This is a genomic window from Stutzerimonas stutzeri (assembly GCF_000219605.1).
GTDB lineage: Bacteria > Pseudomonadota > Gammaproteobacteria > Pseudomonadales > Pseudomonadaceae > Stutzerimonas > Stutzerimonas stutzeri.
The window spans coordinates 3,836,757-3,858,627 of sequence record NC_015740.1 but is presented as its reverse complement, the minus strand read 5'-3'; the positions used below and the strand labels follow the sequence as shown (position 1 = coordinate 3,858,627).

The following is a 21,871-nucleotide window of genomic DNA, read 5'->3' as shown; positions in this document are numbered from 1 at the left end:
CAGCCGGCTTGCATTGTCACCAACCGACCCCTCAGGGCGCTGACTGATCCTCAGAGACCGCCGCACCATCCGCGGCGTTCCAGCCACCACCCAGCGCCACGTACAACGCCACCTGCGCGGTTGCCAGTGCGGCGCGACCTTCCAGTGCCCGCTGGCGCGCCTGCAGTGCGCCGCGCTGAGCGTCCAGCACCTCGCTCAGGTTCGCCTCGCCCAACTCGTAGCTGCGCTGCGCCAGCCGGTGCGCGCGCTCGCGGTGCTCGCGGGTGCGGCTGAGGGCGGCGTGCCGACGTTGCTGGCCGGCAATGCGTGTCAGGCCGCGTTCGACCTCCTCCAGCGCCCGGGCCAGGGCCTGCTCGAAGGCGATGTAGGCGCCCTCGCCCTCGGCATCGGCCAGTTCGATGGCGGCGCCACGGTTTGCATAGTCCAGCAGCGGCAGACCGAAGGTGGCGCCGACCCGGGCGAAGTTCGAAGCGCTGGAAACGGCGTCGCCCAGGGCGAAGCCCGAGCGACCCACGGCGGCCTGCACCGCCAGTTTCGGGAACAGGTCGCGGCGGGCGGCCAGTGCCTGCAACTCGGCGGCATCCAGCCGCGCCGCTTCGGCGATCAAGTCCGGGCGACGGCGCAACAGGTCGATGGGCTGACCGGCGGCGATTCGCGATTCGGCCAGCGGCACCGCCGCACTGGCGGCGAGGTGGACGGCGGTACTGCCCGGCGGCTCGGCGAGCAGGGTATCCAGTGCCAGCTGCGCTTCGGCCAGGTGGATATCCAGCTCGTCCAGATCGGCCTCCAGCGATGCGCGTTCGGCGGATGTGGCCTCGACGTCCAGCCGGGTCACCTCGCCGGCGTGAAACAGCAGCCCGGCGATGCGCTCCAGTTCGCGGGCCACCTCGATGCCTTCCACCAGCAGGGCGCGCTGCCCTTGCAGCGCGCGCAGTTGCAGATAGCCCTGCGCGGTGTTGGCAGCCACAGCCAGGCGTGCGGCCACCGTCTGCGCCTCGGCCGAGCGCAGTTGCTGGGCGGCGCTGTCGCGCCGGGCGCGGGTGGCGCCGAACAGGTCCAGTTCCCAGGTCGCCTGCAGCGCCAGTTCCCAGCTGTCGAAGGCGATCGGGTCGTCGTCCGGGATGAACTCGGCCAGCGGGCTGCCGGGTTCGGCGTCCTGGTCGTTCTCTATCCACTGGCGGCTGGCCGAGCCCGGCAAATCGAAGCTCGGCAGCAGGCCGGCGCGCGACTGGCGCAGCTGCGCGCGGGCGCTGTCGACCCGCGCCATGGCCAGGCGCACATCGTGGTTCTGCTGCATGGCGCGGCTGACCAGTGCGGTGAGCTGTGGGTCATCGAACTGGCGCCACCAGGCGGCCAGCGTTTCGGCATCCGCCGCTTGCGCGCCGGCGGCACTGAACCAGCCTTCCGGCATTTGCGGATCGGCATACTGCGGTGCGCTGGAGCAGGCGCTCAGGGCCAGGGCGAGCAGCAGCGGAGCGGCCAGGGCCTTGGCAGTCATGCGGTTTCCTCCGGTCGCACTTTCATGAACAGCAGGTACAGACATGGCACCGCAAGTAGGGTCAGCAGCGTGGCGAAGCCCAGGCCGCCCATGATGGTCACCGCCATGTTGGCGAAGAACGGGTCGAACAGCAGCGGCACCATGCCCAGCACCGTGGTGCCAGCAGCCATCATTACCGGGCGCAGGCGTGACGCCGAGGCCTCGATGATGGCGGTCAGGCGTGGCACTTCGTCATCGATCTGCCGGTCGATCTCGTCCACCAGCACCACGGCGTTCTTGATCAGCATGCCGGTCAGGCTGAGCAGGCCGAGCAGCGCCATGAAGCCGAAGGCCTGGCCGGTGAGCAACAGGCCGAAACTGACGCCGCAGATCGCCATGGGTACCACCAGCCAGATCATCAGCGGCTGGCGCACCTTGGCGAACAGCAGCACGGTGACCAGCACCATCGCCAGGTAGGGCACCGCCAGCGTACTGGCCAACGCCTGCTGGGCATCGGATGACTGTTCGTAGTCGCCGCCCCATTTCAGGCTGTAGTTGACCGGCAGTTCGATGCCCTCGATCAGCGGACGAATGCGCTCGTGCGCCTCGTTGGTGTTCTCGCCATCCCGCGGCTCGGCGCGAATGGAGATGGTGCGCTCGCGGTCGTAGCGCACGATGATGCTGTCCTCGCTGGTCGGCTCGATGCCGTCGGCGACCTGCGCCAGCGGCACGTAGCCGTTGCCCGCTGGGCTCCAGATCAGCCGCTGCAGCAGGTTGTCACTGCCGATGCGGTCGTCGGGCGCGGCGCGCAGCAGCACTGGGATCAGTTCGTCGCGCTCGCGCAGCAGACTGACCCGCTGGCCCTCGCTGCCGGCTGCGAGCGCGCGGGCCACGGCCTGGCGGGTCAGACCGGCGTCTGCAAGACGATCCAGTGCCAGTTGCGGGCGCAGCACCAGCACCGGCTGGCGCCAGTCGTCGCGCACGTTGAATACCTTGCCCTCATCCTGTAACCGCTTGCGACCCTCGGCAGATATTCTCCGTAGCACGTCGATATCCGGGCCGCTGATGCGCGCCTCCAGCTTGGCCTCGGCATTGGGACCGAACATGAACTGAGCGGCCGTGACGTCAGCCGATGGGTAGCGCTGCGGCAACTCCTGGTTGATCTGCCGCACCAGGTCGTCAATCAAATCCGCATCCTCGGTGCGCACGAGAAAGTGCATCAGCGATGAATTCGGCTGCTCCGGCATGTAAGTGAGCATGAAGCGCGAGGCCCCGGCGCCGATGAAGCTGGACACGCCGCTGACACCCTCCATCTCCGCCAGGTACTCCTCGACGTCAGTCGCGGTGCGCGCGGTATCGCGGATATGCGTGCCCTGGGGCAGGAACAGGTTGACGTAGAACAACGGCGTACTTGACGGCGGAAAGAAGCTCTGCGGCAGGCGGGTGAAGATCACGGCACTGACCACCGTCAGCACCAGCAGCACGCCGATGGTCAGCCAGGGCCGATGCAGCACGCCACCGGCCAGGCGCCGATAACGGTTGTACCAAGGGCCGTTGTAGGCCGCATCGGGGTCCTCGTCGGTGCCGGCATTGCGCAGCAGGTAATGGCCGAACAGCGGTACCAGCAGCAGGGCCAGCAACCAGCTGAGCAGCAGCGACACGGCAATGACAAAGAACAGCGAGAAAAGGAATTCGCCGGTGGTGTCCTGGGACAGGCCGATCCCGGCGAAGGCGAGAATGCCGATGATGGTCGCCCCAAGCAGCGGCCATTGCGTTTGCTGCAGCGTTTGCTGCGAGGCTTCGAGAATGCTCTTGCCCTGGCGCTGGCGCACCAGCATGCCATCGCAGACCACCACCGCGTTATCCACCAGCATGCCCATGGCGATGATCAGCGCGCCGAGGGAAATCCGTTCCAGCTCGATGCCCACCAGCCACATCACCAGCAGTGTGCCAAGCACGGTGAGGAACAGCACCGCCCCGATGATGAAGCCGGCGCGCATGCCCATGGCGATGCACAGCACGCCGACCACGATGGCCACCGAGAGGAACACGTTGAGCGCGAAACTGTTCACCGACTCGTCGACGATCTGGTGCTGTTCATACAGCGGATGCAGATCGGCGCCCAGCGGCATACGGTGCTCGTTGGCCTGCAGGACAGCTTCGACGCTATGCCCGACCTCGACGATATTCGCCCCGGATACCCCGCTGATGCCGAGCGTCAGCGCCTGCTGGCCGTTGTGACGAATGATCTGTTGTGGCCGCTCGGCGTATTCTCGCGATAGCTTGGCGATGGCGCCCAGTTCGACCCGTTGTGGCCCTTGGCCGACCGGCAGTGCACGCAACTCGTCGAGAGAATCGAAGGCACCGCTCGGGCGCAGCCGCACGAAGAAGTCGCCGGCATTGACGCCACCGGCATCCACCGCGGCGTCGGTATCGGCCAGGGCCGCGGCGATCTCGTCCGGGGCGACGCCCAGTGCGGCCAGCTGCGCCTGATCGACCTCCACCAGAATGCGCTCTTCCTGTACCCCGGCGATCTCCACTTTGCCGACGCCATCTGCAGTGAGGAGGGCGCGGCGCAGGTCCTTGGCCGTTTCGTGCAGCTCCTTGAGGGTCAGCCCGTCGCCGGTCAGCGCGTAGAAAATGCCGTATACGTCACCGAAATCGTCATTCACCATCGGCGGCTCGATGCCCGGCGGCAGGTCGCCGAGGGCATCGTCGATCTTGTTGCGCAGCTCGTCCCAGATCTGCGGCAGCGCATCGCCGTCGTAGCGGTCCTGCATTTCCACGCGAATCTCGGCGATGCCCGGCATTGAGCGCGAGCGGATCTCCTTGATCTGCGACATCTGCTGGATGGCGCTTTCCAGCGGCTCGGTTACCTGCTGCTCGACCTCCAACGCCGTGGCGCCGGGGTATTGCACATTGACGATGGCCTGCTTGATGGTGAATTCCGGGTCTTCCAGGCGGCCGATCTCGAAGAAGGCGAGGATGCCGCCGAGCAGGCAGATCAGTACCAGAATCCAGATGTTGACCGGTCGGGTGATGGCGTAACGGGCAAAATCCATCGGCTCAGTTCCGCTCCCGCGCTTCGATCGGCTGGTCTTCGTGCAACTTGCTGCCACCTGCTACCACGATTGGCATCTGCGCCTGCAGTGCGTCGCCGCGAATCAGCGCCTGATCGCCATCGACTTGGTGCAGCTGAACCGGATGGCGCCGGGCGCGGCCATCGTCGGCCTGCCAGACGAAGTGTTTGCCGTCGCTGTCGGTCTGCAATGCCGACAGCGGCAGACGGAAGCCGTCATCGTCGGTCTGTGGCCGGGCGGGGCGCTCCAGACTGACGCGCATGGCCATACCGGGCAGCAGGTTGAAATCCTCCGGCGGTTCGCCCTGCAGCACCAGCCGGTAGGTGCGCGCGCCTTCACGCGGCTGGGTGCTGTGTTCCTTGTAGCGCAGCGGCAGGCGCAGGTCGGCGATCACCAGCTCGGCCTCGGCCTTGAGCTCGGGCCCGAGCGGAATGCTCAGTGCTGCGCTTTCCGGCAGATCGACGCTGACCTCGATATGGCGGTTGTCCTGCATCTCGAATACCGGCGTGCCGACCGCGACCACCATGTCCGGTTCGGCGAGCCGTCGAGCCACGACGCCATCGAATGGCGCCGTCAGGGTGCTGTGATCGATATTGCGCTGGGCGCTGTCGCGGGCCACGCGGGCGGCCACCGTGTTGGCCTCCAGCGCCTCGATGGCGGCGGGGGCGAGGATGCCTTCGGCGAGCAGGGTGCGCTTGCGCGCCAGGTCTGCTTCGAGCTGGCGCAGGCGCGCTTCGGCCTCACGCATCTGCAGGCGATAGTCGGTGCGGTCCAGCTGTGCGAGGGCTTGCCCGCGACGAACACGAGTGCCTTCGTCGATCAGGATGCGCTCGATGCGGCCAGCCACCTCGAAGGACAACTGGGTGGTGGTCACACTGCGCACTACGCCGGAAAAGCGCAGCGCCTCGGCCTTCGGCTCGGCCGGCTGCAAGGGCTCGACCAAGGCCACGCGTGGTGGCTCGGGCGCCGGCTCGGCCTCCGAGGAACAACCGCCGAGCAGCGGCAGCGCACAGACGATGATCGTCAACCAGGCCTTGGACACTGGGAAAGCTGGCGTTGACGTCATCGGGGCTCCTGTCTGATTGGCGGTTATAGCGGTGTGGCACGCGCTAGGACTGACAATAGAGTCCAGTGCCAGCGCAGGAGTTCGACAGCAATGTGTTGCGAACGGCGTGACTGAACAGTCGATTTCTGCCAGAGCTCTGCCACACTTGAGGTTGCACGGCTGCGGCTCTGGAGCGCTTGACCGCCGTGGACGCAGCGGGGATGCTTGCCCGCTGTTCAAGGCGCATCAGTCATGGGGAATACGCAATGCAAGGCCAGGCACCGGTAATCGACTATCTGAAGGAGCTGTTGCGCGGGGAGTTGGCGGCGCGCGATCAGTATTTCCTGCACTCGCGGATGTACGCCGATTGGGGCTTTACCAAGCTCTACGAACGCATCAATCACGAAATGGAGGAGGAGACCCAGCATGCTGATGCACTGTTGCAGCGCATCCTCTTTCTCGAAGGCACCCCGGACATGACACCGGAGCCGATCCATCCCGGCCATACTGTGCCGGACATGCTGCGTAGCGATCTGGCGCTGGAGTACAAGGTGCGTGCCGCGCTGGCTCAGGGTATCGCCCTGGCCGAACAGCATGGCGACTACCCGACTCGCGACATCCTCGCCCTGCAATTGCAGGACACCGAAGAAGATCACGCCTACTGGCTCGAGCAGCAGCTTGGCCTGATCGACCGCATCGGCCTGCAGAACTACCTGCAATCCCAGGCCAGCTGAAGCGGTTTTGCACCACGGGCAGGACGCTGCCCGTGGTGTGTTGCTAGGCCCTAAGAGGCCCTAATCAGAGCCTGAAGCGGCTTACCATCATCTGCAGCTGGCCGCCGAGGCGGGCGAGCTCGGTGCTCGATGCAGCGGTTTCCTCGCTGGCGGCAGCGGTCTGTTCCGACACATCACGCACATTCACCACACTGCGGCTGATTTCCTCGGCCACCGCGCTTTGCTCTTCGGCCGCCGCGGCGATCTGCTGGTTCATCGCCTGAATGTTCGAAACGGTACGGGTGATGTTGCCGAGCGACGCACCGGCGCGGCGCGCCAGCTCGACACCACTGTCGGTCAGGTCGCGGCTGGTGTGCATGATCGAGGCGACCTGCTGCGTGCCGTTCTGCAGCGCGGCGACCAGCCCTTCGATTTCCTCGGTGGACTTCTGCGTGCGTTGCGCCAGGCCGCGCACTTCGTCTGCGACTACGGCAAAGCCGCGGCCGGCTTCGCCAGCGCGAGCAGCCTCGATGGCAGCGTTGAGTGCCAGCAAGTTGGTCTGCTCGGCAACGGCGCGAATCACGTTCATCACGCTGCCGATCTTGTCACTTTCGCCTTGCAGCGCGGTCATCGCCTCGGTGGAACGCACCACGGCGGTGGCCATGCGCTCGATCTGCGTCACCACCTCGGTCACAACGCGATCACCTTCACGGGCTTCGCTGTCCGCCTCGGTGGCGGCCAGAGCAGCCTGTTCGGCGTTGCGTGCCACTTCCTGAACGGTCGCCGACATTTCGTGCATGGCGGTGGCGACCTGGTCGGTCTCTTCCTTCTGACTATTCACGCCGGCGCTGGTTTGTTTGGTGACGGCGGACAGCTCTTCGGCAGCTGCGCTGATCTGGCTGACGCCATCGCGAATGCCACCAATCAACTCACGCAAGGTCGAGCCCATTTGCTGAATGCCGCGCTGCAGCACGCCCAGTTCGTCGCGACGATGAACCTGCGCGGTGGCGCTGAGATCACCGGAAGCAATGCGCTCAACATCGGCCATGGTGGCACGAAGCGGTAGCACGATCTGGCGGGTGATCAGCCAGGCGGCCAGCGCTCCGAGTACCAGTGCCAGCAGGGTGCTGACGATCAGGCGCGTGCGGGCGGCGGCGCTCTCCACATCGAGCTGATCGAGCTGGAACTGATAGAGCGAGTCGCTGATACGGACGATCTCCTTCTGCTGGTCGGTCATTTCCTGGCGCGCCTTGGCGATCACCTGGGTGGCTGTCTCCAGCGACTCGATGGCGCCGCGGTACTCGCCGAGCACCGAGCGGATCTGCTGCACCGCGGCGCCGCTGTCATCGTCGAGGGCGCCAGCGTGTCGGCCCAGAGTGGCCTGCGCGGCGTCAAGCTGGGTGTAGATCGCTTTGGCGGCATCGTTGCCGGGTGCTGCCATATAGACGCGCAGCAGGTACTGCGCACGCTGCACGTCTTCCTTGATCAGGCTGATCGCCAGGAGCTGCGCGAAGCGATCTTCATCGTATTCCGGCAGCTGAATCACATGATTGGAGACGCTGGCAGTCAGCTCGCTCAGACGGGTAGCGGCGCCGTCGATGACTTGCCGTGAACCGTTGGCCTGGTTGTAGGCCTTGCGCATATCGTTCAGCGAGTTCTGGTACTGCGCGTTGTAGCCGGCCTGCTCCTTGAGCTGGGCGACGTTGATCGGGTTCTTGAACGTATTGAGCAGCTTGGTCTGCTGCGCCAGGTAGATGCCCAGGTTCTTGTCCAGACGTTCGGTGGACTCGTTGTCGCCATTGGCCAACATGAACTGCAGGCGGGCGATACGCAGGTCGGTCAGGGTCTTGTTCAACAGGGAGATTTCGGTCATCCACCCGCTGCGTTGGATGACGCTGCCAAGGCTGCCCCAGCCGTTCCACGCGAGGATGATGGTCAGGACCAGCACGGCGCCGAAGCCGAGTGCGAGTTTCCTGCTGACTCCTATGTTTGCAAACCAGTTGTTCATTCAGATACCACTTGCGAGAGACGATCAGATGGCTGCGACAGACCGTCGATAGCTGAGGTATGCCGTGTTTTCGGCACGAGAGGTTAAGACTTGAGGTTGCCCTAAATATGGCGCCATAAATTCGACAAATGGTTGTCGAGGCATCTGCGACGCTTGCAGGCATAGCGCAAGTCACGAGAAACCCGACGCGAACTCTCACGTTCAGTTTTTCCATCGAGGCTTGGCTTGCCTGCCAGGTGATAAGCGGCGACGGAACGGCTGCCACCGGGGCAGGCGATTTGGACCCGTGGAGACAGCGCATACGGGGTAGACCAATGGCCGGGAGGCAAGGCGGCGATGATGCTGGATTTAAGCGGCGTATGAACTGGTTGCGGTTATGCCACGCCGCCTGCTTGCGAGGGGCGCGGACTCTATTAGGGGGCGAAGCATGGCAATCATCGTCTGCCCCGTGCTTGGCGCCGCGACGTTCCGACTATTTGTCGCTGCCTTTTGGACAGCAGCCGGATTCCAGGTCCCTGAGGATCGGGCAGTCCGGCCGGTCGTTACCCTGGCAGGTATCGACCAGCTCTTGCAAAGAGTCGCGCAGGCCTACTAGCTCCTCGATCTTTTTGTTAAGCGCGTCGATATGAGCGCCGGCCAGAGCTTTGACGTCGGCGCTTGCGCGCTGGCGGTCCTGCCAGAGGGCGAGCAGTTTGCTCACTTCGTCCAACGAGAAGCCCATGTCTCGCGACCGTTTGATAAAGGCCAGGCGGTGCAGGTCTTCTTCGCCATAGAGGCGATAGCCGTTGGCACTGCGCCCGGCAGGGGCGATCAGGTCGATGGACTCGTAGTAGCGAATCATCTTCGCCGAAAGACCGCTTTTCGTTGCTGCTTGGCCAATGTTCATACGCACTCCAGGCATGTCGATGATGGCTGGCTGAGCGCCCCGGGTTTTGCAGGCGCTCGAATCGAGGGCTAGGCCATCAATCTTCTGGTTTCCAGCGCTTAAGCAGCAGGGCGTTGCTCACCACGCTGACGCTCGACAAGGCCATCGCCGCGCCAGCCACCACCGGGCTGAGAAAGCCGAAGGCGGCGAGCGGAATGCCCACCAGGTTGTAGATAAAGGCCCAGAACAGGTTCTGCTGGATCTTGCGGTAGGTGCGTCGGCTGATCTCCAGCGCCGCCGGTACCAGGCGTGGGTCGCCACGCATCAGGGTAATGCCGGCCGCATGCATGGCTACGTCGGTACCACCGCCCATGGCGATGCCGACATCCGCCGCAGCCAGAGCCGGCGCATCGTTTATGCCGTCGCCGACCATCGCCACCACGGCGCCGCCCTTTTTCAGCTCTGCCACGGTGGCGGCCTTGTCCGCCGGCAGCACTTCGGCATGCACGTCATCGATGTGCAGTGCTTCTGCCACCACCCGCGCGCTGCCTCGGTTGTCGCCGGTGATCAAGTGGCTGCGGATATGCCGCGCCGCGAGCCCGGCAATTGCCGCTGCGGCGCCGTCCTTGAGGCTGTCACCGAACGCGAACAGGCCGAGGATGCGCGGCTCGGGCGTCTGTTCCACCAGCCAGGACAGGGTGCGGCCCTCGGCTTCCCAGCGCTGGGCGGTTTCCAGCAGCTCGCCCGGCTGCAGGCCGTACTCTTCGAGCATGCGCCGGTTGCCCAGCGCCAGCTGCTGACCATCCAGCGTTCCGGCGATGCCGCGGCCGCTCAGGGCCTGGCTCTTCTGCACATCGGGAACCGTGACGCCGTCGGCTTCGCAGCGCTCCAGCACGGCGCGCGCCAGCGGATGCTCGCTGCCACGCTGCAGGGCGCCGGCCAGACGCAGGATCCGCGCTTCGTCGCCGTCCACGGCATGCAGGTGGATGATCTGCGGCTTGCCCGAGGTGAGCGTGCCGGTCTTGTCGAAGGCCACGGCCGTGACCGCATGGGCTACTTCCAGCGCCTCGGCGTCCTTGATCAGGATGCCGTGGCGCGCCGCCACGCCGGTGCCGGCCATGATCGCCGCCGGTGTGGCAAGGCCGAGGGCGCACGGGCAGGCGATCACCAGCACCGCCACCGCATTGATCAGCGCGACCTCGGCCGGCGCGCCAGTGAGCAGCCAGCCGATCAGGGTGAACACGGCGATCACCAGCACCGCCGGGACGAACACCTGGCTGACCCTGTCCACCAGCTTCTGGATCGGTGCCTTGGCCGCCTGGGCGTCTTCCACCAGGCGGATGATCCGCGCCAGCACGGTCTCGCCACCGAGCGCGGTGGTGCGTACCAGCAGGCGACCCTCGCCGTTGATCGCGCCACCGGTGATGCGGTCGCCCGGCGCCTTGTTCACCGGCAGGCTCTCGCCGCTGATCAGCGCTTCGTCGGCCTGGCTTTCGCCTTCGAGCACTTCGCCGTCCACCGGGAAACGCTCGCCGGGCTTGACCAGCACCAGGTCGTCCAGGCGTAGCACGGCGATGGCGACGTCTTCCTCGCGGCCGTCAGTCACCCGTGTTGCGCGGTCCGGCCGCAAGGCTTCCAGTGCCCGGATCGCCGCGCTGGTCTGGCGCTTGGCGCGGCTTTCCAGGTACTTGCCCAGCAGCACCAGGGCGATGACCACCGCCGAGGCCTCGAAATACAGGTGCGGCATCTGCCCGGCTGGTGCTGCCCACCATTGATAGAGGCTCAGGCCGTAACCGGCGCTGGTGCCGATGGCGACCAGCAGGTCCATGTTGCCGGCACCAGCGCGCACGGCCTTCCAGCCGGCGACGTAGAAGCGCGCACCGAGGACGAACTGCACCGGCGTGGCGAGCAGGAACTGGATCCATGCCGGCAGCATCCAGTGCTGCCCGAACAGCTCGCCGAACATCGGCAGCACCAACGGTGCGGCCAGCAGCAGGCCGGCGATCACCGCCCAGCGTTCGCGCTGCAGGCGCCGCTCGGCATCCTCTTCCGGGCGCTGCCGGCTGCCGGCGCTTGCCTTGTAGCCCGCGGCCTCGACCGCCTGGATCAGCGCAGCCGGGTCCGGCGTGCCGATCACTTCGACATGCGCGCGCTCGCTGGCCAGGTTCACCGCGGCGCTGCGTACACCGGGCACCTTGAGCAGCGCCCGCTCGACCCGGCCGACGCAGCTGGCGCAGGTCATGCCTTCGATGTTCAGCTCGATGCTCTGCAGCGGCACGCCGTAGCCGGCTTTTTCCACGGCGGTGATCAGTGCCGCCATGCCCAGGTCATCGCCTTCGACGCGCACCTGTTCATTGGCCAGATTGACATTGGCCGCGGCGACGCCGGGTACCTTGAGCAGGGCCCGCTCGACGCGGCCGGCGCAGCTGGCGCAGGTCATACCGCTGACCGGCAGCGTATGGGTGGCGCTGGACATGGTAGAGACTCCTCGGGATTGCGATGGCCGCAGGATCGACCTTAACCCTATGGCAAGGTCAACACCATGATCTGCGACAGCAGGGGCCTTGACCTTGCCCGGGTGGCAAGGTCGAGAATCGGCGCAATCACCAGCCGAGGAGAGCGACGATGCAAGTATTCAACGTGAGCGGAATGACCTGCAGCCACTGCGAGCGTGCGGTAACCCAGGCCATTCAGGCGCTGGACCCACAGGCTCAGGTGCAGGTGGACCTGGCGGCCGGAACCGTGCAGGTGCAGAGCAGTGCCAGCGAGCAGGCGATCCGTGAGGCGATCAGTGAAGAGGGTTATCAGGTGAGCTGATAGCTCAACCGGCGAGCTGGTCGGGGTCATCCGGCCAGTCGCGGACCAGGCCGCGGAATAACGGGTCGATCAATGCCTTGGTATCGACCTCCGGTGCGAACAATTCGGTGTCGCGCGTCCAGTCGGTGAACAACCCGACCACCATGGCATGCAGCGAGAGTGCAGCAAGGCGCGGCGTTACGCCGGGACGTAAGCACGCCGAGGCATTGCGCAGCAGGTTCTCGCACAGGTCGATGAACTGATTGATGAAGGCGTGGTGGCGCTCTTCGGCTTCGCGCAGCTCATCGGTGAACTCGCACTTGTGCAGCAGGATGGTGAAGATCCGGCGCTTCTGCTCGTTGCTTGCCAGCGCGCTGATGGCCTCGACCGTCAGGTTGCGCAGGGCGATCAGTGCCAGCAGCGGTTGTTGCTGGTTGCAACTGCACAGGCGCTCGGTCATCTGCTCAGGCGGCAGACGAATCTGATTGAGCATTTCGTGGAACAGATGTGCCTTGTTCTGGAAGTGCCAATACACCGCCCCTCGCGTCACACCGGCGTCACGGGCGATCTGGTCGAGACTGGTGTGGGCCACCCCCTTGTCCAGAAACAGCCGCTCGGCAGAGGCGAGGATGGCAATACGGGTTTTCTCGGCTTCTTCTTTGGTTCGGCGCATGGGCAGGTTCAGGCAGATAACGGCTGCTTCGGGCGTCCAGCAGCGATGGATGAGGGCCAGTGTAACGGTGCATCTCGTCGTGATGCATGTTTACAAACGGCGGTGTATGTAACAGCATCTTGCATGTCGGTGTAAATGCCCGCGTATGGTCGATGTCCAATGGACGCTCTCGGCCACGTCTCTTTTTCAGCTTGTGAGCCTCTGATGTCTCTGCGGATTCTCCTCATACTGGGTGCGCTCAGCGCGTTCGGCCCCCTGGCGATCGACATGTACCTGCCGGCCTTTCCCTTGCTGGCGGAGTCGTTCGGCACCAGCGTCGATCACGTGCAGCTTTCTCTGGCGGCCTATTTCATCGGCTTGGCCATCGGCCAGCTGGTTTACGGGCCGCTGGCCGATCGTTACGGGCGACGCGGCCCGCTACTGATCGGCGTGGTGCTGTTCACCCTGGCGTCACTGGCCAGCGCCTTTGCGCCGTCCATGGACTGGCTGATCGGCGTCCGCTTCGTCCAGGCGCTTGGTGGCTGTGCGGGCATGGTGGTGGCGCGGGCCGTGGTGCGCGACCTGTGCGATCCGATGACCAGCGCCAAGGTGTTTTCGCAGCTGATGCTGGTGATGGGGCTGGCGCCGATCCTCGCGCCGGTGGCGGGCGGGGCCTTGCTGGCCTCGTTCGGCTGGCCTTCGATCTTCATCCTGCTGACGTTGTTCAGCGCGATGTGCCTGGTGGCGGTCACGCTCTGGCTACCGGAAACCTATCCGGCCGGGCTGCCGCGCCAGCCGATGTCCGGCGCGCTAGGGCAGTACCTGCGCCTGTTCCGCGATCACTTTTTTATCGGCCACGTACTGACCGGCGCGCTGTGCATGGCCGGCATGTTCGCCTACATCACCGGTTCGCCGTTCGTTTTCATCGAGCTGTACGGCATCAAGCCGGAGCATTTCGGCTGGCTGTTCGGCGTCAATGCGGCGGGTTTCATCCTGATGGCGCAGGTCAACGTGCGGCTGGTGCGCTGGCGCGGGCCGGAGTTCTGGGTGCGGCGCTGGGTGTGGTTCTTCTTCGGCAGTGCGCTGGCGTTGTTGGCAGTGGCGGCCGCACAGCCGGAATCGCTCTGGCCGTTGCTGATTCCGCTGTTCTGCTGCGTGTCCTGCCTCGGTTGCCTGCTGCCGAACGCCACGGCCTGCGCCATGGCCGACCAGCGCGCCAATGCCGGCAGCGCCTCGGCCTTGCTCGGCAGCATGCAGTTCACCATTGCCGCCATCGCCGCTTCCGCGGTGGGGGCTTTGCACAACGGCACCGCAGTGCCCTTGGCCGCGATCATCAGCCTGTGCGGCCTGCTGGCAACGATCGTCGCCTACACCACGGCGCGCGCCAGTACGGAATGACTGTCAGGCGCTGAGTGGCAGGGGATGCGGCGCCTGCAGGCGACGGTGCAGGGTTGCGACGAAGGCGCGTGCCTCGGCTTCGCTGCGAAAGGTGACTTTCTGCCGGTCGAGGCACACCTGCCAGGCGCTGTCGGGTGACGGCGTCAGCGGGCGGACGAGAATGTTCATGGCGATCTCCTCGTGAAGTAGACGCGGCACAGTCTAGGCGCTGCCATGACCCGCGGGGCGAGCCATGGTGTCGCATGTGGATAGCGCCGCGACGGACGGGCTCAGTAGGCCAGCCGTGCGTCCAGACTGTTCTGCGCCAGGCGGCGAGCCTGCTCCTCGGTCATGCCCAGGCTTTCGTGCAGCGCGACGAAGTTCTCCGTCACATAGCCGCCGAAGTAGGCCGGATCATCGGAATTCACCGTGACCTTCACGCCCTGCTCTAGCAGCTGGAGGATGTTGTGCTGGCGCATGTCGTCGAACACCTTGAGCTTGGTGTTGGACAGCGGGCAGACGGTCAGCGGAATCTGCTCCTCGATCAGTCGGGCGATCAGCTTCGGGTCTTCGGCAGCACGCACGCCGTGGTCGATGCGGCTGACCTTGAGCAGATCCAGTGCCTGCCAGATGTACTCGGGCGGGCCTTCCTCGCCGGCATGGGCAACGGTGAGGAAGCCTTCGGCACGCGCCTTGTCGAACACGCGCTGGAACTTGCTCGGCGGGTGGCCGACTTCGGAGCTGTCGAGTCCGACGGCGAAGAAGGCGTTGCGATAGGGCAACGCCTGTTCCAGGGTCTTGAAGGCGTCCTCTTCCGGCAGGTGGCGCAGGAAGCTGAGGATCAGCCCGCTGCTGATGCCCAGCAGTTCACGGCCGTCAGCAAGCGCCGCGCTGATGCCGTTGAGCGCGGCCTCGAACGGCACGCCGCGGTCGGTGTGGGTCTGCGGGTCGAAGAAGGGCTCGGTGTGCACGACGTTCTGCTCTTCGCACTTTTGCAGGTAGGCCCAGGTCAGGTCGTAGAAGTCCTGCTCGGTGCGCAGCACGTCGGCGCCGGCGTAGTAGAGATCGAGGAATTCCTGCAGGTTGCCGAAGTTGTAGGCGCTGCGCAGGGCTTCGACGTCGTTCCAGGGCAGGGCGATCTTGTTGCGCTCGGCCAGGCGGAACATCAGTTCAGGCTCCAGAGAGCCCTCCAGGTGCAGGTGGAGTTCGGCCTTGGGCAGGTTGTTGAGCCAGTCGTGCATCGCGAAATTCTCGTCTTGCGGGTGTGCGGGCATTCTATCGGTGGGTTGGAGCAACTGATATGCCAGCTGACCACTTTGTCCCGCCTAGCACCCGTGGATGACAGCCGGATGACCGCTTCATGGCCATTGGCGCGGTTTGGCGATTAATTGACCAGCGGTCTGCAGCCCAGTTCTGACGGGGGCTGGCGAGGTTGTTCCCAATGTTATCCACAGAGTTCTCCACTCAATTCGGGCATAACCTCAAGCTGGCAGAACGCAATTGATGGCAATACGTCATTCGCGGACCGATCAGTCAAAAAACGCAGTAATTCAAGCGCTTAACGCACCTCATTGGGGCGTTTAAAGCACGCTGATCAAAAAATGTGCAGTTTTCTCAAGCGCCCGCGGCAAGCGCTTCGCAGACGGCCATACAATTGTTATCCACAATTACGTCCACAGTATTTGTGGGCAACGACGCGTCTAGTTCATGGCTTCCAGCTGGCTGCGCCCGCGGGTGATATCAGCAAGCAATCTATCCAGCGGCTGCAGCTGAGCGGCGGGAAGGGCAATCTCCAGCGTCGCACCTTCGGCATCGAAATGTTCGGCCTCCAGCAGCGCCTCGAATTCCGCCAGGCGTGCCTTGAACAGCGCCAGCTCGGCGAAGCGACAATGACAGTGGCAGCGCGAGCGCGATACCAGCTCGCTGCGTTCGCCGGCCTGCAGGCACTTCGCCGTGGTGCCGCCATAGGCACGGGCCAGGCCGCCAGTGCCGAGCTTGATGCCGCCGAACCAGCGAATGACTACCACCGCGACCCGGTCGAAATCCTGCCCTTCGATGGCGGTGAGCATCGGCCGACCCGCCGTGCCGCCCGGCTCGCCGTCGTCGCTGAAACGGTACTGATTGCCGATCTTCCAGGCCCAGCAGTTATGCGTAGCGCTGGGATCGCTGACCGCCTGGATAAAGGCCTGGGCCTCTTCGGCGCTCTGCACGGGTGCCGCCTTGGCCAGAAAGCGGCTTTTGCTGATGACTTCCAGCAATTCGCATGGCGCGGACAGGGTGAAGGGCATGGCAGTTACGGCGTCGGTGATGGTTTGCGGGGTGGCCATTGTAGCGGCACCGCTGCGGCTGCGCTGCGTCGTGCTGCATGGCCCGTCCGGCGAACGGATTGAACTTCGATGGATCGTCCAACCTCTACCTAGTAGGGCGCGGTTTGCGCGCATGACCTGGAGAAGGTCCCGCCGTACCGCATTTCGCTGGCACATCAGATGGAGGAAATTCCATGCTCAATTCCACTTACCAGTCGTGCATCCAGGCCTGTTCCAATTGCGCACTGGTCTGCGAGACCTGCGCGGCATCCTGCTTGCGCGAGGACGACGTGAAGATGATGGCGCGCTGCATCGAACTCGACCGTGACTGCGCCGACATGTGTGCGATCGCAGCAGTGCTGATGACCCGCGACAGTGCCTATGCCAAAGCCTTCTGCAAGCTTTGCGCGCAGGTCTGTCGCGATTGCGCCGAGGAGTGTGGCAAGCACAAGCACGACCATTGCCGGGCCTGCGCCGAGGCCTGTCGCAAGTGCGCTGAAGAATGCGAAAAGATGGCAGCCTGATCGGTCGCCGATCCGGAGGGCCGCAGCTGCGGCCCGTTTGCTTCAGCTCAGCCAGTCCAGCGTCAGGATCAGACGGCGCTCAGCCGTTGTCGCCTGCGGCGAGCGATGAATGATCCCGGCGCCTTCGTTACCCAGCCATTTCTCCCCCTTGAACAACGCCACGTCGCCAACCCCGAGCTGCTGGATGGCAGCCGGATCAGTCGGTTCGGCTGTCGGATCGCCCAGGCGCCGACGCGGCATACCGCCCTCATGAAGCCATTCGCTACCTGCGCCGGCGTAGGTGGTGATCAGTCGCAGGGGGACATGATCGACGTGAAAGCGCGGGCACATGGGCTTGTCCAGCATGCGCAGACGCAAGCCAATGCGCCGCGCATCGACCAGGCAGCTGAACGCCCGCACCAGCCAGGCCACGTCGGCGACGAAACCGGCATGGCCGGCAAGGTCCCGATAGGCCGCCGCCAGGGTTGGCAGCTGCAGCTCACCGTCGCCGGCCGGTTCGAGCGCCAACGATTCCGCCAGCGGTTCGCCCAGGGCCAGGAGAGTGTCGGCGAACTCGGCTATGTGCAGCGGCAGCTGGCGCTGCCATACGGCGAGGTTGACGCCATCGTTCAGCGTTTCGCCGAGTATCGCGGGAGAATCGCCCAGCAGCTGGCGTGGCTGTGGGCGAATGATCTGCTGCGCCAGCATCAGGCGACCTGCTCGTGCCAGGGGCCGAACGGGTCCGGCAGGCGCAGCCAGCCGTTGACGCCTACGGCCCACTCGCTGTCGTTCAGCAGGCAGGCGTCGAGTTCGCGGCGCAGCTGGTCGAAGTTGATGTTCTGCCCGATGAAGACCAGCTCCTGGCGGCAGTCGCCGAACTCACCGCGGGACTTGGCCAGGATTGCCGTGCGGCTTTCGCTGTCGCTCGGCCAGGCCGACTCCGGGGTGAAGTGCCACCAGCGCCCGGCGTAGTCGTAGCGCATCAGCCCACCGGCCTGGGACCAGCTGCCTGCTTCCTCTGGCCGGGTGGCCAGCCAGAAGAAGCCTTTGGAGCGCAGCAGGCGGCCGTTGCTCCACTCGCGGTTGAGGAAGTTGTAGAAGCGTTGTGGGTGGAACGGCCGGCGCGCCAGATAGGCGGTGGAGGCGATGCCGTATTCCTCGGTTTCCGGCACATGCTCACCGCGCATTTCCTTGAGCCAGCCCGGCGCCTGGGCGGCGCGTTCGAAGTCGAAACGGCCGGTGTCGAGGATTCGGTCGAGCGGCACCTGGCCCATGCTCATCGGCAGAATCTCGGCATGGGTATTGAGCCGACCGAGAATGGCGGTCAGCTCTTCACGTTCGGCGGCGGAAATCAGGTCGATCTTGCTGATCAGGATGACGTCGGCAAACTCCACCTGTTCGATCAGCAGCTCGGTGACCGAGTGCTCGTCGTCCTCGCCAAGGGTTTCGCCGCGGTTGGCGAGGCTTTCTGCCTCTTGGAAGTCACGCAGGAAATTAACCCCGTCGACCACCGTGACCATGGTATCCAGGCGAGCCAGATCGGCCAGGCTCTGGCCCTGCTCGTCGCGGAAAGTGAAGGTTTCGGCCACCGGCAGCGGTTCGGAAATGCCGGTGGACTCGATCAACAGGTAGTCGAAACGGCCTTCGCGGGCGAGCTTGCCGACTTCCTCAAGCAGGTCTTCGCGCAGGGTGCAGCAGATGCAGCCGTTGCTCATCTCCACCAGCTTTTCTTCGGCACGATTGAGGCTGACGCCGCGCTGCACCTCGTTGCCGTCGATGTTGATCTCGCTCATGTCGTTGACGATCACCGCGACGCGGCGGCCTTCGCGATTCTTCAGGATGTGGTTGAGCAGGGTGCTCTTGCCGGCACCGAGGAAGCCGGACAGGACGGTTACGGGGAGGCGGTTCATGGCGGTCTCTCAGGCGGATCGTTGGTGTTTTTCGCGCTGTTCCTGGCGTTGCTTCGCCTCGATGGACAGCGTCGTGGTGGGGCGCAACAGCAGGCGCTGCAGGCCGATGGGTTCGCCAGTCTCGGCGCACCAGCCGTATTCGCCGCGGGCGATGGCATCCAGCGCATCGTCGATCTTGTCCAGCAGCTTCTTTTCCCGCTCGAGCACGCGCAGCTGCCACTGGCGCTGCTCTTCGGCACTGCCGATGTCGGCTGGATCGCTGCTGGGTTCAACTTCGCGCAAGGCGTCGAATTCCTCGGCGATGCGGCTCTGCAATTCTTGGCGCTGTTGCAGTAGCAAGTCGCGGAAGAAGGCCTGTTGTTCGGCGTTCATGTACGCCTCGGCGGGTTGGGCGAGTAGTTCGGCTTCGGTCATGAGCGGGTGCCCGGCAAGGTTGATTGATTAGTTATAACATAACGTTTATGGTTGATACGAGTGCGTATCGGGTAGTGCCAGGCATTGCGCAACAGATGGGTAGGCTTGGATTGGGTTACGAGGATGTTTGCGATAGCGGTCTTGTCGCCGGCTTGGGGCGAGTTGGCGCGCTCTGGTGGGCTGAAGCCCGCCTTACGAGGGATGCGACGTGGAGCGCGGGCGCAGAAGGCTTCGAGGTTTTGTAGGGTGGGCTTTAGCCCACCGCATTCACCACCGCGGATGCGCCCAAGCCCGCCCGATGGGAGAGCATTCGTTTGCTCAGGTGCTTGAAAGCCCGTGGTAGTTGCGGCCGAAGTACACCAGCGCGTCGCTGCTGTCGCGGCGGTACACGGCGAGCACCTCGCAGTAGAGGATGTCGTGGGTGCCGACGCTGGCGCTGTGGCTGATGCGGCAGTCGAACGACACTGTGGCGCCGTCGAGCAGCGGCGAACCGGTCACGCCGGTGCTCCATTGCGCTGCGGCGAAGCGCTCGGCCATGGGCGTCTTGCCGCCGAACAGGTTGGACAAGTCCCGCTGCGCACCGGCCAGGGTGTTCACGCACAACTGCCCGTTGGCGGTGACGATCGGATGCGCCGATGCGCTGCGGTTCAGGCACACCAGCAGCGTCGGCGGTTCGTCGGTGACGCTGCACACCGCGGTGGCGGTGAAGCCGGCACGGCCACTGGGGCCGTCGGTGGTGATGATATTGACCGCCGCGGCCAGGCGCGCCATGGCGTCGCGATAATCCTGACGAATCACTGAAGCGCTGAATTGACTGGTGGTTTCGCATTGAGCCAGTTGCATGGTCGTTTCTCCATCAGGCAAGAACGCAGGCCCGGTCGAAGGGCAGGCGTGGCAGGCGGTCGCGCAGCTTGCTGGCATCGCCGTAGCCGAGGTTGATTAGCAGGTTGGATTTCCAGCTCGTGCCGGCGAAGAAGGCCGCATCCAGCGCCTTGCCGTCGAAGCCGGACATCGGTCCGCAATCGAGCCCCAAAGCTCGGGCAGCGAGGATCAGATAACCGGCCTGCAGCGAGCTGTTGCGCAGTGCGTTCTCGGTGATCAGTGCCGGCTGCCCGGCGTACCAGCTGCGCGCGTCGGCGAAGGGAAACAGCTCCGGCAGGGTTTCCGGGAAGTCCTCGTCATAGGCGACGATCACCGTCACCGGCGCGGCCAGGGTCTTTTCCAGATTGCCCTTGGACAGGCAGGGCGCGAGCTTCTGCTTGCCCTCGGCGCTGCGCACGAAGACGAAGCGCGCCGGGCAGCTGTTGACCGCGGTCGGACCGAGGCGGACGTGTTCGTAGAGCTGTTCGAGCAGGGCATCCGGTACCGTTTTGTCCAGCCAGGCGCTGTGGGTGCGGGCCTCGCTGAACAGTGTGGCGAGGGCATTCGAGTCGATGGGGGCGTGCATGTTCGGGTCCTCAGGCTGCTGCGACCTGGCCGCATTGCTCGGCAAGATGGTCCAGCAGTATCTGGTTGAAGGGTTCGCTGTCGCTGACGCTGGACGCGTGGCCACCGTAGTTCAGCAGCGCCAGCTGTGCGTTGGGCATGACGTCGGCCAGGTGCTGCGAACGCTGCCAGGGCACCAGCATGTCGTCGCGGTTGGCGATCAGCAGGGTCGGGGTGGTGATGCGCGGCAGCTCGGCCTCGATATCGAAGGCCAGCAGCGCCTCGATGCGCCGCACCAGATTCATCGTCGGTGGAAAATGCGCCAGTGCATGGGCATCGTCGCGTGCCAGTCGCTCGCTGTTGGCCGCGATCCAGTCGGCCGGGTAGAGGAACAGCGACTGCGCCTGTATATAGGCTGCCGGGCCGCTGTCGTGCAGCAGTTTCAGGCGCACCGCGAAACAGCGCGCGCTGTGCGGGTTGGGGCTGTCCCAGGCATTGATCGGCACCAGGCTCTGCAACAGCTGCGGCCGCAGCAGGGCGATCTGCAAGCCGATCAGCCCGCCGAGTGCATGGCCGATGAAATGGCAGCGGCGGATGCCCAGGGTATCCAGCAGCTCCAGCAATTCCACTGCCATGGACTCGATGGAATAGCCCGCCGGCAGGTTCGCCGGGCTCCTGTTGGTCCCTAACTGATCGTAGACCAGCACCCGGTAGTCCTGGGTCAGAGCGGGCAGCTGCGGCGTCCAGAAGGCAGCGGCGCCGCCGAGGCCGGAACTGAGCACCAGGGTCGGTGCATCCGGCTCCATGCGGCCATGAAGTTCGTAGTGCATGTCATACCTCCGCGGGGTCGAGATGCGGGCCGCCGGCGTGCCGGCTGACCCGCTCTGGTAGGCGCTATTGGCCGACGTGGGCGATGCTGGCGATCTCGATCAGCGCATCGGGCTTCACCAGCCCGCATTGGATGCAGTAGCGCGCGGGCTTCTCGCCGGGGAAGTACTCGGCGTACACCTCGTTGACCTTGGCGTAGTTGGCCCAGTCGGTGAGCATGATCATGTTGAAGGTGACGTCGTCCATGTTGCCGCCGGCAGCCTCGACGACGCCCTTGATGGTTTCCAGCACATGGCGGGTCTGGGCGGCGGCGTCGCCGACGTGGACCACGTTGTTGTCCTTGTCGAACGGCAGGGTGCCGGAGACGTAGAGCACGCCATCGGCCATGGAGCCGGGCACGTAGGGCGCGAGCGGTTTGCCGGTGCCGGCGGGGATGATCGATTGCTTGGGCATGTGGTTGATTCCTTGCAAG

At 65.0% G+C, this 21,871-nt stretch carries 21 protein-coding genes; 4 read left to right on the top strand and 17 right to left on the bottom strand.

The window, feature by feature from the left end; translation table 11 throughout:
* Positions 1-31: 31 nt before the first annotated feature.
* From PSTAB_RS17800 to PSTAB_RS17790, 3 genes are read right to left on the bottom strand one after another with little or no spacing between them, the layout of a single operon-like run.
* Complete coding sequence (locus PSTAB_RS17800) at positions 32-1,498, bottom strand: efflux transporter outer membrane subunit (RefSeq protein ID WP_013984055.1); 1,467 nt, start codon at positions 1,496-1,498, stop codon at positions 32-34.
* Positions 1,495-4,539 (bottom strand): efflux RND transporter permease subunit, encoded by a 3,045-nt coding sequence (locus PSTAB_RS17795; RefSeq protein ID WP_013984054.1) that lies wholly within the window; start codon positions 4,537-4,539, stop codon positions 1,495-1,497. The genes PSTAB_RS17800 and PSTAB_RS17795 overlap by 4 nt, the downstream gene beginning before the upstream one ends.
* Before the next feature lie 4 nt (positions 4,540-4,543).
* The gene (locus tag PSTAB_RS17790; protein ID WP_013984053.1) at positions 4,544-5,623 is read right to left on the bottom strand and encodes an efflux RND transporter periplasmic adaptor subunit; all 1,080 of its coding nucleotides are present in this window, start codon (positions 5,621-5,623) and stop codon (positions 4,544-4,546) included.
* Positions 5,624-5,868: 245 nt separating this feature from the next.
* Between PSTAB_RS17790 and bfr the strand changes: the two genes are divergently transcribed.
* Positions 5,869-6,336: a bacterioferritin gene (bfr, locus tag PSTAB_RS17785; RefSeq protein WP_003283157.1), complete on the top strand. Its 468-nt coding sequence runs from the start codon at positions 5,869-5,871 to the stop codon at positions 6,334-6,336.
* A gap of 64 nt (positions 6,337-6,400) precedes the next feature.
* Here the strand turns inward: bfr and PSTAB_RS17780 are convergent, their stop codons facing one another.
* From PSTAB_RS17780 to PSTAB_RS17770, 3 genes are all read right to left on the bottom strand, one after another.
* Positions 6,401-8,323, bottom strand: coding sequence for a HAMP domain-containing methyl-accepting chemotaxis protein (locus PSTAB_RS17780; protein ID WP_013984052.1), 1,923 nt, complete (start codon positions 8,321-8,323; stop codon positions 6,401-6,403).
* A 472-nt stretch (positions 8,324-8,795) separates the two neighbouring features.
* Complete coding sequence (gene cueR / locus PSTAB_RS17775) at positions 8,796-9,209, bottom strand: Cu(I)-responsive transcriptional regulator (protein WP_013984051.1); 414 nt, start codon at positions 9,207-9,209, stop codon at positions 8,796-8,798.
* A 76-nt stretch (positions 9,210-9,285) separates the two neighbouring features.
* Positions 9,286-11,664 (bottom strand): heavy metal translocating P-type ATPase, encoded by a 2,379-nt coding sequence (locus tag PSTAB_RS17770; protein WP_013984050.1) that lies wholly within the window; start codon positions 11,662-11,664, stop codon positions 9,286-9,288.
* Between the two features lie 149 nt (positions 11,665-11,813).
* Between PSTAB_RS17770 and PSTAB_RS17765 the strand changes: the two genes are divergently transcribed.
* Entirely contained in the window at positions 11,814-12,005 is a 192-nt protein-coding gene (locus PSTAB_RS17765; protein ID WP_013984049.1) for a heavy-metal-associated domain-containing protein, read from the top strand.
* Between the two features lie 4 nt (positions 12,006-12,009).
* Here PSTAB_RS17765 and PSTAB_RS17760 read toward each other — a convergent pair whose 3' ends face one another.
* Positions 12,010-12,657 (bottom strand): TetR family transcriptional regulator, encoded by a 648-nt coding sequence (locus PSTAB_RS17760; RefSeq protein ID WP_003283162.1) that lies wholly within the window; start codon positions 12,655-12,657, stop codon positions 12,010-12,012.
* A 204-nt stretch (positions 12,658-12,861) separates the two neighbouring features.
* On the opposite strand from PSTAB_RS17760, the gene PSTAB_RS17755 reads away from it, so the two are divergent.
* Entirely contained in the window at positions 12,862-14,034 is a 1,173-nt protein-coding gene (locus PSTAB_RS17755; RefSeq protein ID WP_013984048.1) for a Bcr/CflA family multidrug efflux MFS transporter, read from the top strand.
* 3 nt (positions 14,035-14,037) lie between these two features.
* On the opposite strand, the gene PSTAB_RS21820 is transcribed toward PSTAB_RS17755, so the two are convergent.
* The 3 genes from PSTAB_RS21820 to PSTAB_RS17745 form a co-directional block, all read right to left on the bottom strand.
* A complete protein-coding gene (locus PSTAB_RS21820; RefSeq protein WP_013984047.1) occupies positions 14,038-14,202 on the bottom strand; it encodes a hypothetical protein in 165 nt (54 codons plus the stop codon).
* A 101-nt stretch (positions 14,203-14,303) separates the two neighbouring features.
* Positions 14,304-15,254, bottom strand: coding sequence for an adenosine deaminase (locus tag PSTAB_RS17750; RefSeq protein ID WP_041771859.1), 951 nt, complete (start codon positions 15,252-15,254; stop codon positions 14,304-14,306).
* Positions 15,255-15,713: 459 nt separating this feature from the next.
* Positions 15,714-16,301, bottom strand: a complete 588-nt coding sequence (locus PSTAB_RS17745; RefSeq protein ID WP_036991559.1) for an IMPACT family protein — start codon at positions 16,299-16,301, stop codon at positions 15,714-15,716.
* A 212-nt stretch (positions 16,302-16,513) separates the two neighbouring features.
* Here PSTAB_RS17745 and PSTAB_RS17740 point away from each other — a divergent pair, with 212 nt between their 5' ends.
* Positions 16,514-16,843: a four-helix bundle copper-binding protein gene (locus tag PSTAB_RS17740; RefSeq protein WP_003283168.1), complete on the top strand. Its 330-nt coding sequence runs from the start codon at positions 16,514-16,516 to the stop codon at positions 16,841-16,843.
* Positions 16,844-16,885: 42 nt separating this feature from the next.
* Here the strand turns inward: PSTAB_RS17740 and PSTAB_RS17735 are convergent, their stop codons facing one another.
* From PSTAB_RS17735 to rutC, 7 genes are all read right to left on the bottom strand, one after another.
* The gene (locus PSTAB_RS17735; RefSeq protein WP_003283170.1) at positions 16,886-17,530 is read right to left on the bottom strand and encodes a DUF1826 domain-containing protein; all 645 of its coding nucleotides are present in this window, start codon (positions 17,528-17,530) and stop codon (positions 16,886-16,888) included.
* Entirely contained in the window at positions 17,530-18,732 is a 1,203-nt protein-coding gene (gene zigA, locus PSTAB_RS17730; protein ID WP_003283171.1) for a zinc metallochaperone GTPase ZigA, read from the bottom strand. The genes PSTAB_RS17735 and zigA overlap by 1 nt, the downstream gene beginning before the upstream one ends.
* A 9-nt stretch (positions 18,733-18,741) precedes the next feature.
* The gene (gene dksA / locus PSTAB_RS17725) at positions 18,742-19,146 is read right to left on the bottom strand and encodes an RNA polymerase-binding protein DksA (RefSeq protein ID WP_003283172.1); all 405 of its coding nucleotides are present in this window, start codon (positions 19,144-19,146) and stop codon (positions 18,742-18,744) included.
* A gap of 318 nt (positions 19,147-19,464) precedes the next feature.
* Positions 19,465-19,989, bottom strand: coding sequence for an NADH-dependent FMN reductase RutF (gene rutF, locus PSTAB_RS17720; protein ID WP_013984045.1), 525 nt, complete (start codon positions 19,987-19,989; stop codon positions 19,465-19,467).
* 13 nt (positions 19,990-20,002) lie between these two features.
* Complete coding sequence (locus tag PSTAB_RS17715; protein ID WP_013984044.1) at positions 20,003-20,593, bottom strand: malonic semialdehyde reductase; 591 nt, start codon at positions 20,591-20,593, stop codon at positions 20,003-20,005.
* Between the two features lie 10 nt (positions 20,594-20,603).
* Positions 20,604-21,401: a pyrimidine utilization protein D gene (rutD, locus tag PSTAB_RS17710; protein ID WP_013984043.1), complete on the bottom strand. Its 798-nt coding sequence runs from the start codon at positions 21,399-21,401 to the stop codon at positions 20,604-20,606.
* Positions 21,402-21,465: 64 nt separating this feature from the next.
* Positions 21,466-21,852 (bottom strand): pyrimidine utilization protein C, encoded by a 387-nt coding sequence (gene rutC, locus PSTAB_RS17705; protein WP_013984042.1) that lies wholly within the window; start codon positions 21,850-21,852, stop codon positions 21,466-21,468.
* Positions 21,853-21,871: the final 19 nt, after the last annotated feature.

Coding starts and splice junctions, on each gene's coding strand:
- PSTAB_RS17795 (WP_013984054.1), bottom strand. CDS start 4,539: ATGGATTTTGCCCGTTACGCCATCACCCGACCGGTCAACATCTGGATT.
- PSTAB_RS17770 (WP_013984050.1), bottom strand. CDS start 11,664: ATGTCCAGCGCCACCCATACGCTGCCGGTCAGCGGTATGACCTGCGCC.
- PSTAB_RS17765 (WP_013984049.1), top strand. CDS start 11,814: ATGCAAGTATTCAACGTGAGCGGAATGACCTGCAGCCACTGCGAGCGT.
- cueR (WP_013984051.1), bottom strand. CDS start 9,209: ATGAACATTGGCCAAGCAGCAACGAAAAGCGGTCTTTCGGCGAAGATG.
- PSTAB_RS17715 (WP_013984044.1), bottom strand. CDS start 20,593: ATGCACGCCCCCATCGACTCGAATGCCCTCGCCACACTGTTCAGCGAG.
- bfr (WP_003283157.1), top strand. CDS start 5,869: ATGCAAGGCCAGGCACCGGTAATCGACTATCTGAAGGAGCTGTTGCGC.
- PSTAB_RS17800 (WP_013984055.1), bottom strand. CDS start 1,498: ATGACTGCCAAGGCCCTGGCCGCTCCGCTGCTGCTCGCCCTGGCCCTG.
- PSTAB_RS17755 (WP_013984048.1), top strand. CDS start 12,862: ATGTCTCTGCGGATTCTCCTCATACTGGGTGCGCTCAGCGCGTTCGGC.
- dksA (WP_003283172.1), bottom strand. CDS start 19,146: ATGACCGAAGCCGAACTACTCGCCCAACCCGCCGAGGCGTACATGAAC.
- PSTAB_RS17780 (WP_013984052.1), bottom strand. CDS start 8,323: ATGAACAACTGGTTTGCAAACATAGGAGTCAGCAGGAAACTCGCACTC.
- PSTAB_RS17790 (WP_013984053.1), bottom strand. CDS start 5,623: ATGACGTCAACGCCAGCTTTCCCAGTGTCCAAGGCCTGGTTGACGATC.
- PSTAB_RS17760 (WP_003283162.1), bottom strand. CDS start 12,657: ATGCGCCGAACCAAAGAAGAAGCCGAGAAAACCCGTATTGCCATCCTC.
- rutC (WP_013984042.1), bottom strand. CDS start 21,852: ATGCCCAAGCAATCGATCATCCCCGCCGGCACCGGCAAACCGCTCGCG.
- PSTAB_RS17740 (WP_003283168.1), top strand. CDS start 16,514: ATGCTCAATTCCACTTACCAGTCGTGCATCCAGGCCTGTTCCAATTGC.
- zigA (WP_003283171.1), bottom strand. CDS start 18,732: ATGAACCGCCTCCCCGTAACCGTCCTGTCCGGCTTCCTCGGTGCCGGC.
- rutD (WP_013984043.1), bottom strand. CDS start 21,401: ATGCACTACGAACTTCATGGCCGCATGGAGCCGGATGCACCGACCCTG.
- rutF (WP_013984045.1), bottom strand. CDS start 19,989: ATGCAACTGGCTCAATGCGAAACCACCAGTCAATTCAGCGCTTCAGTG.
- PSTAB_RS17750 (WP_041771859.1), bottom strand. CDS start 15,254: ATGCACGACTGGCTCAACAACCTGCCCAAGGCCGAACTCCACCTGCAC.
- PSTAB_RS17745 (WP_036991559.1), bottom strand. CDS start 16,301: ATGCCCTTCACCCTGTCCGCGCCATGCGAATTGCTGGAAGTCATCAGC.
- PSTAB_RS21820 (WP_013984047.1), bottom strand. CDS start 14,202: ATGAACATTCTCGTCCGCCCGCTGACGCCGTCACCCGACAGCGCCTGG.
- PSTAB_RS17735 (WP_003283170.1), bottom strand. CDS start 17,530: ATGCTGGCGCAGCAGATCATTCGCCCACAGCCACGCCAGCTGCTGGGC.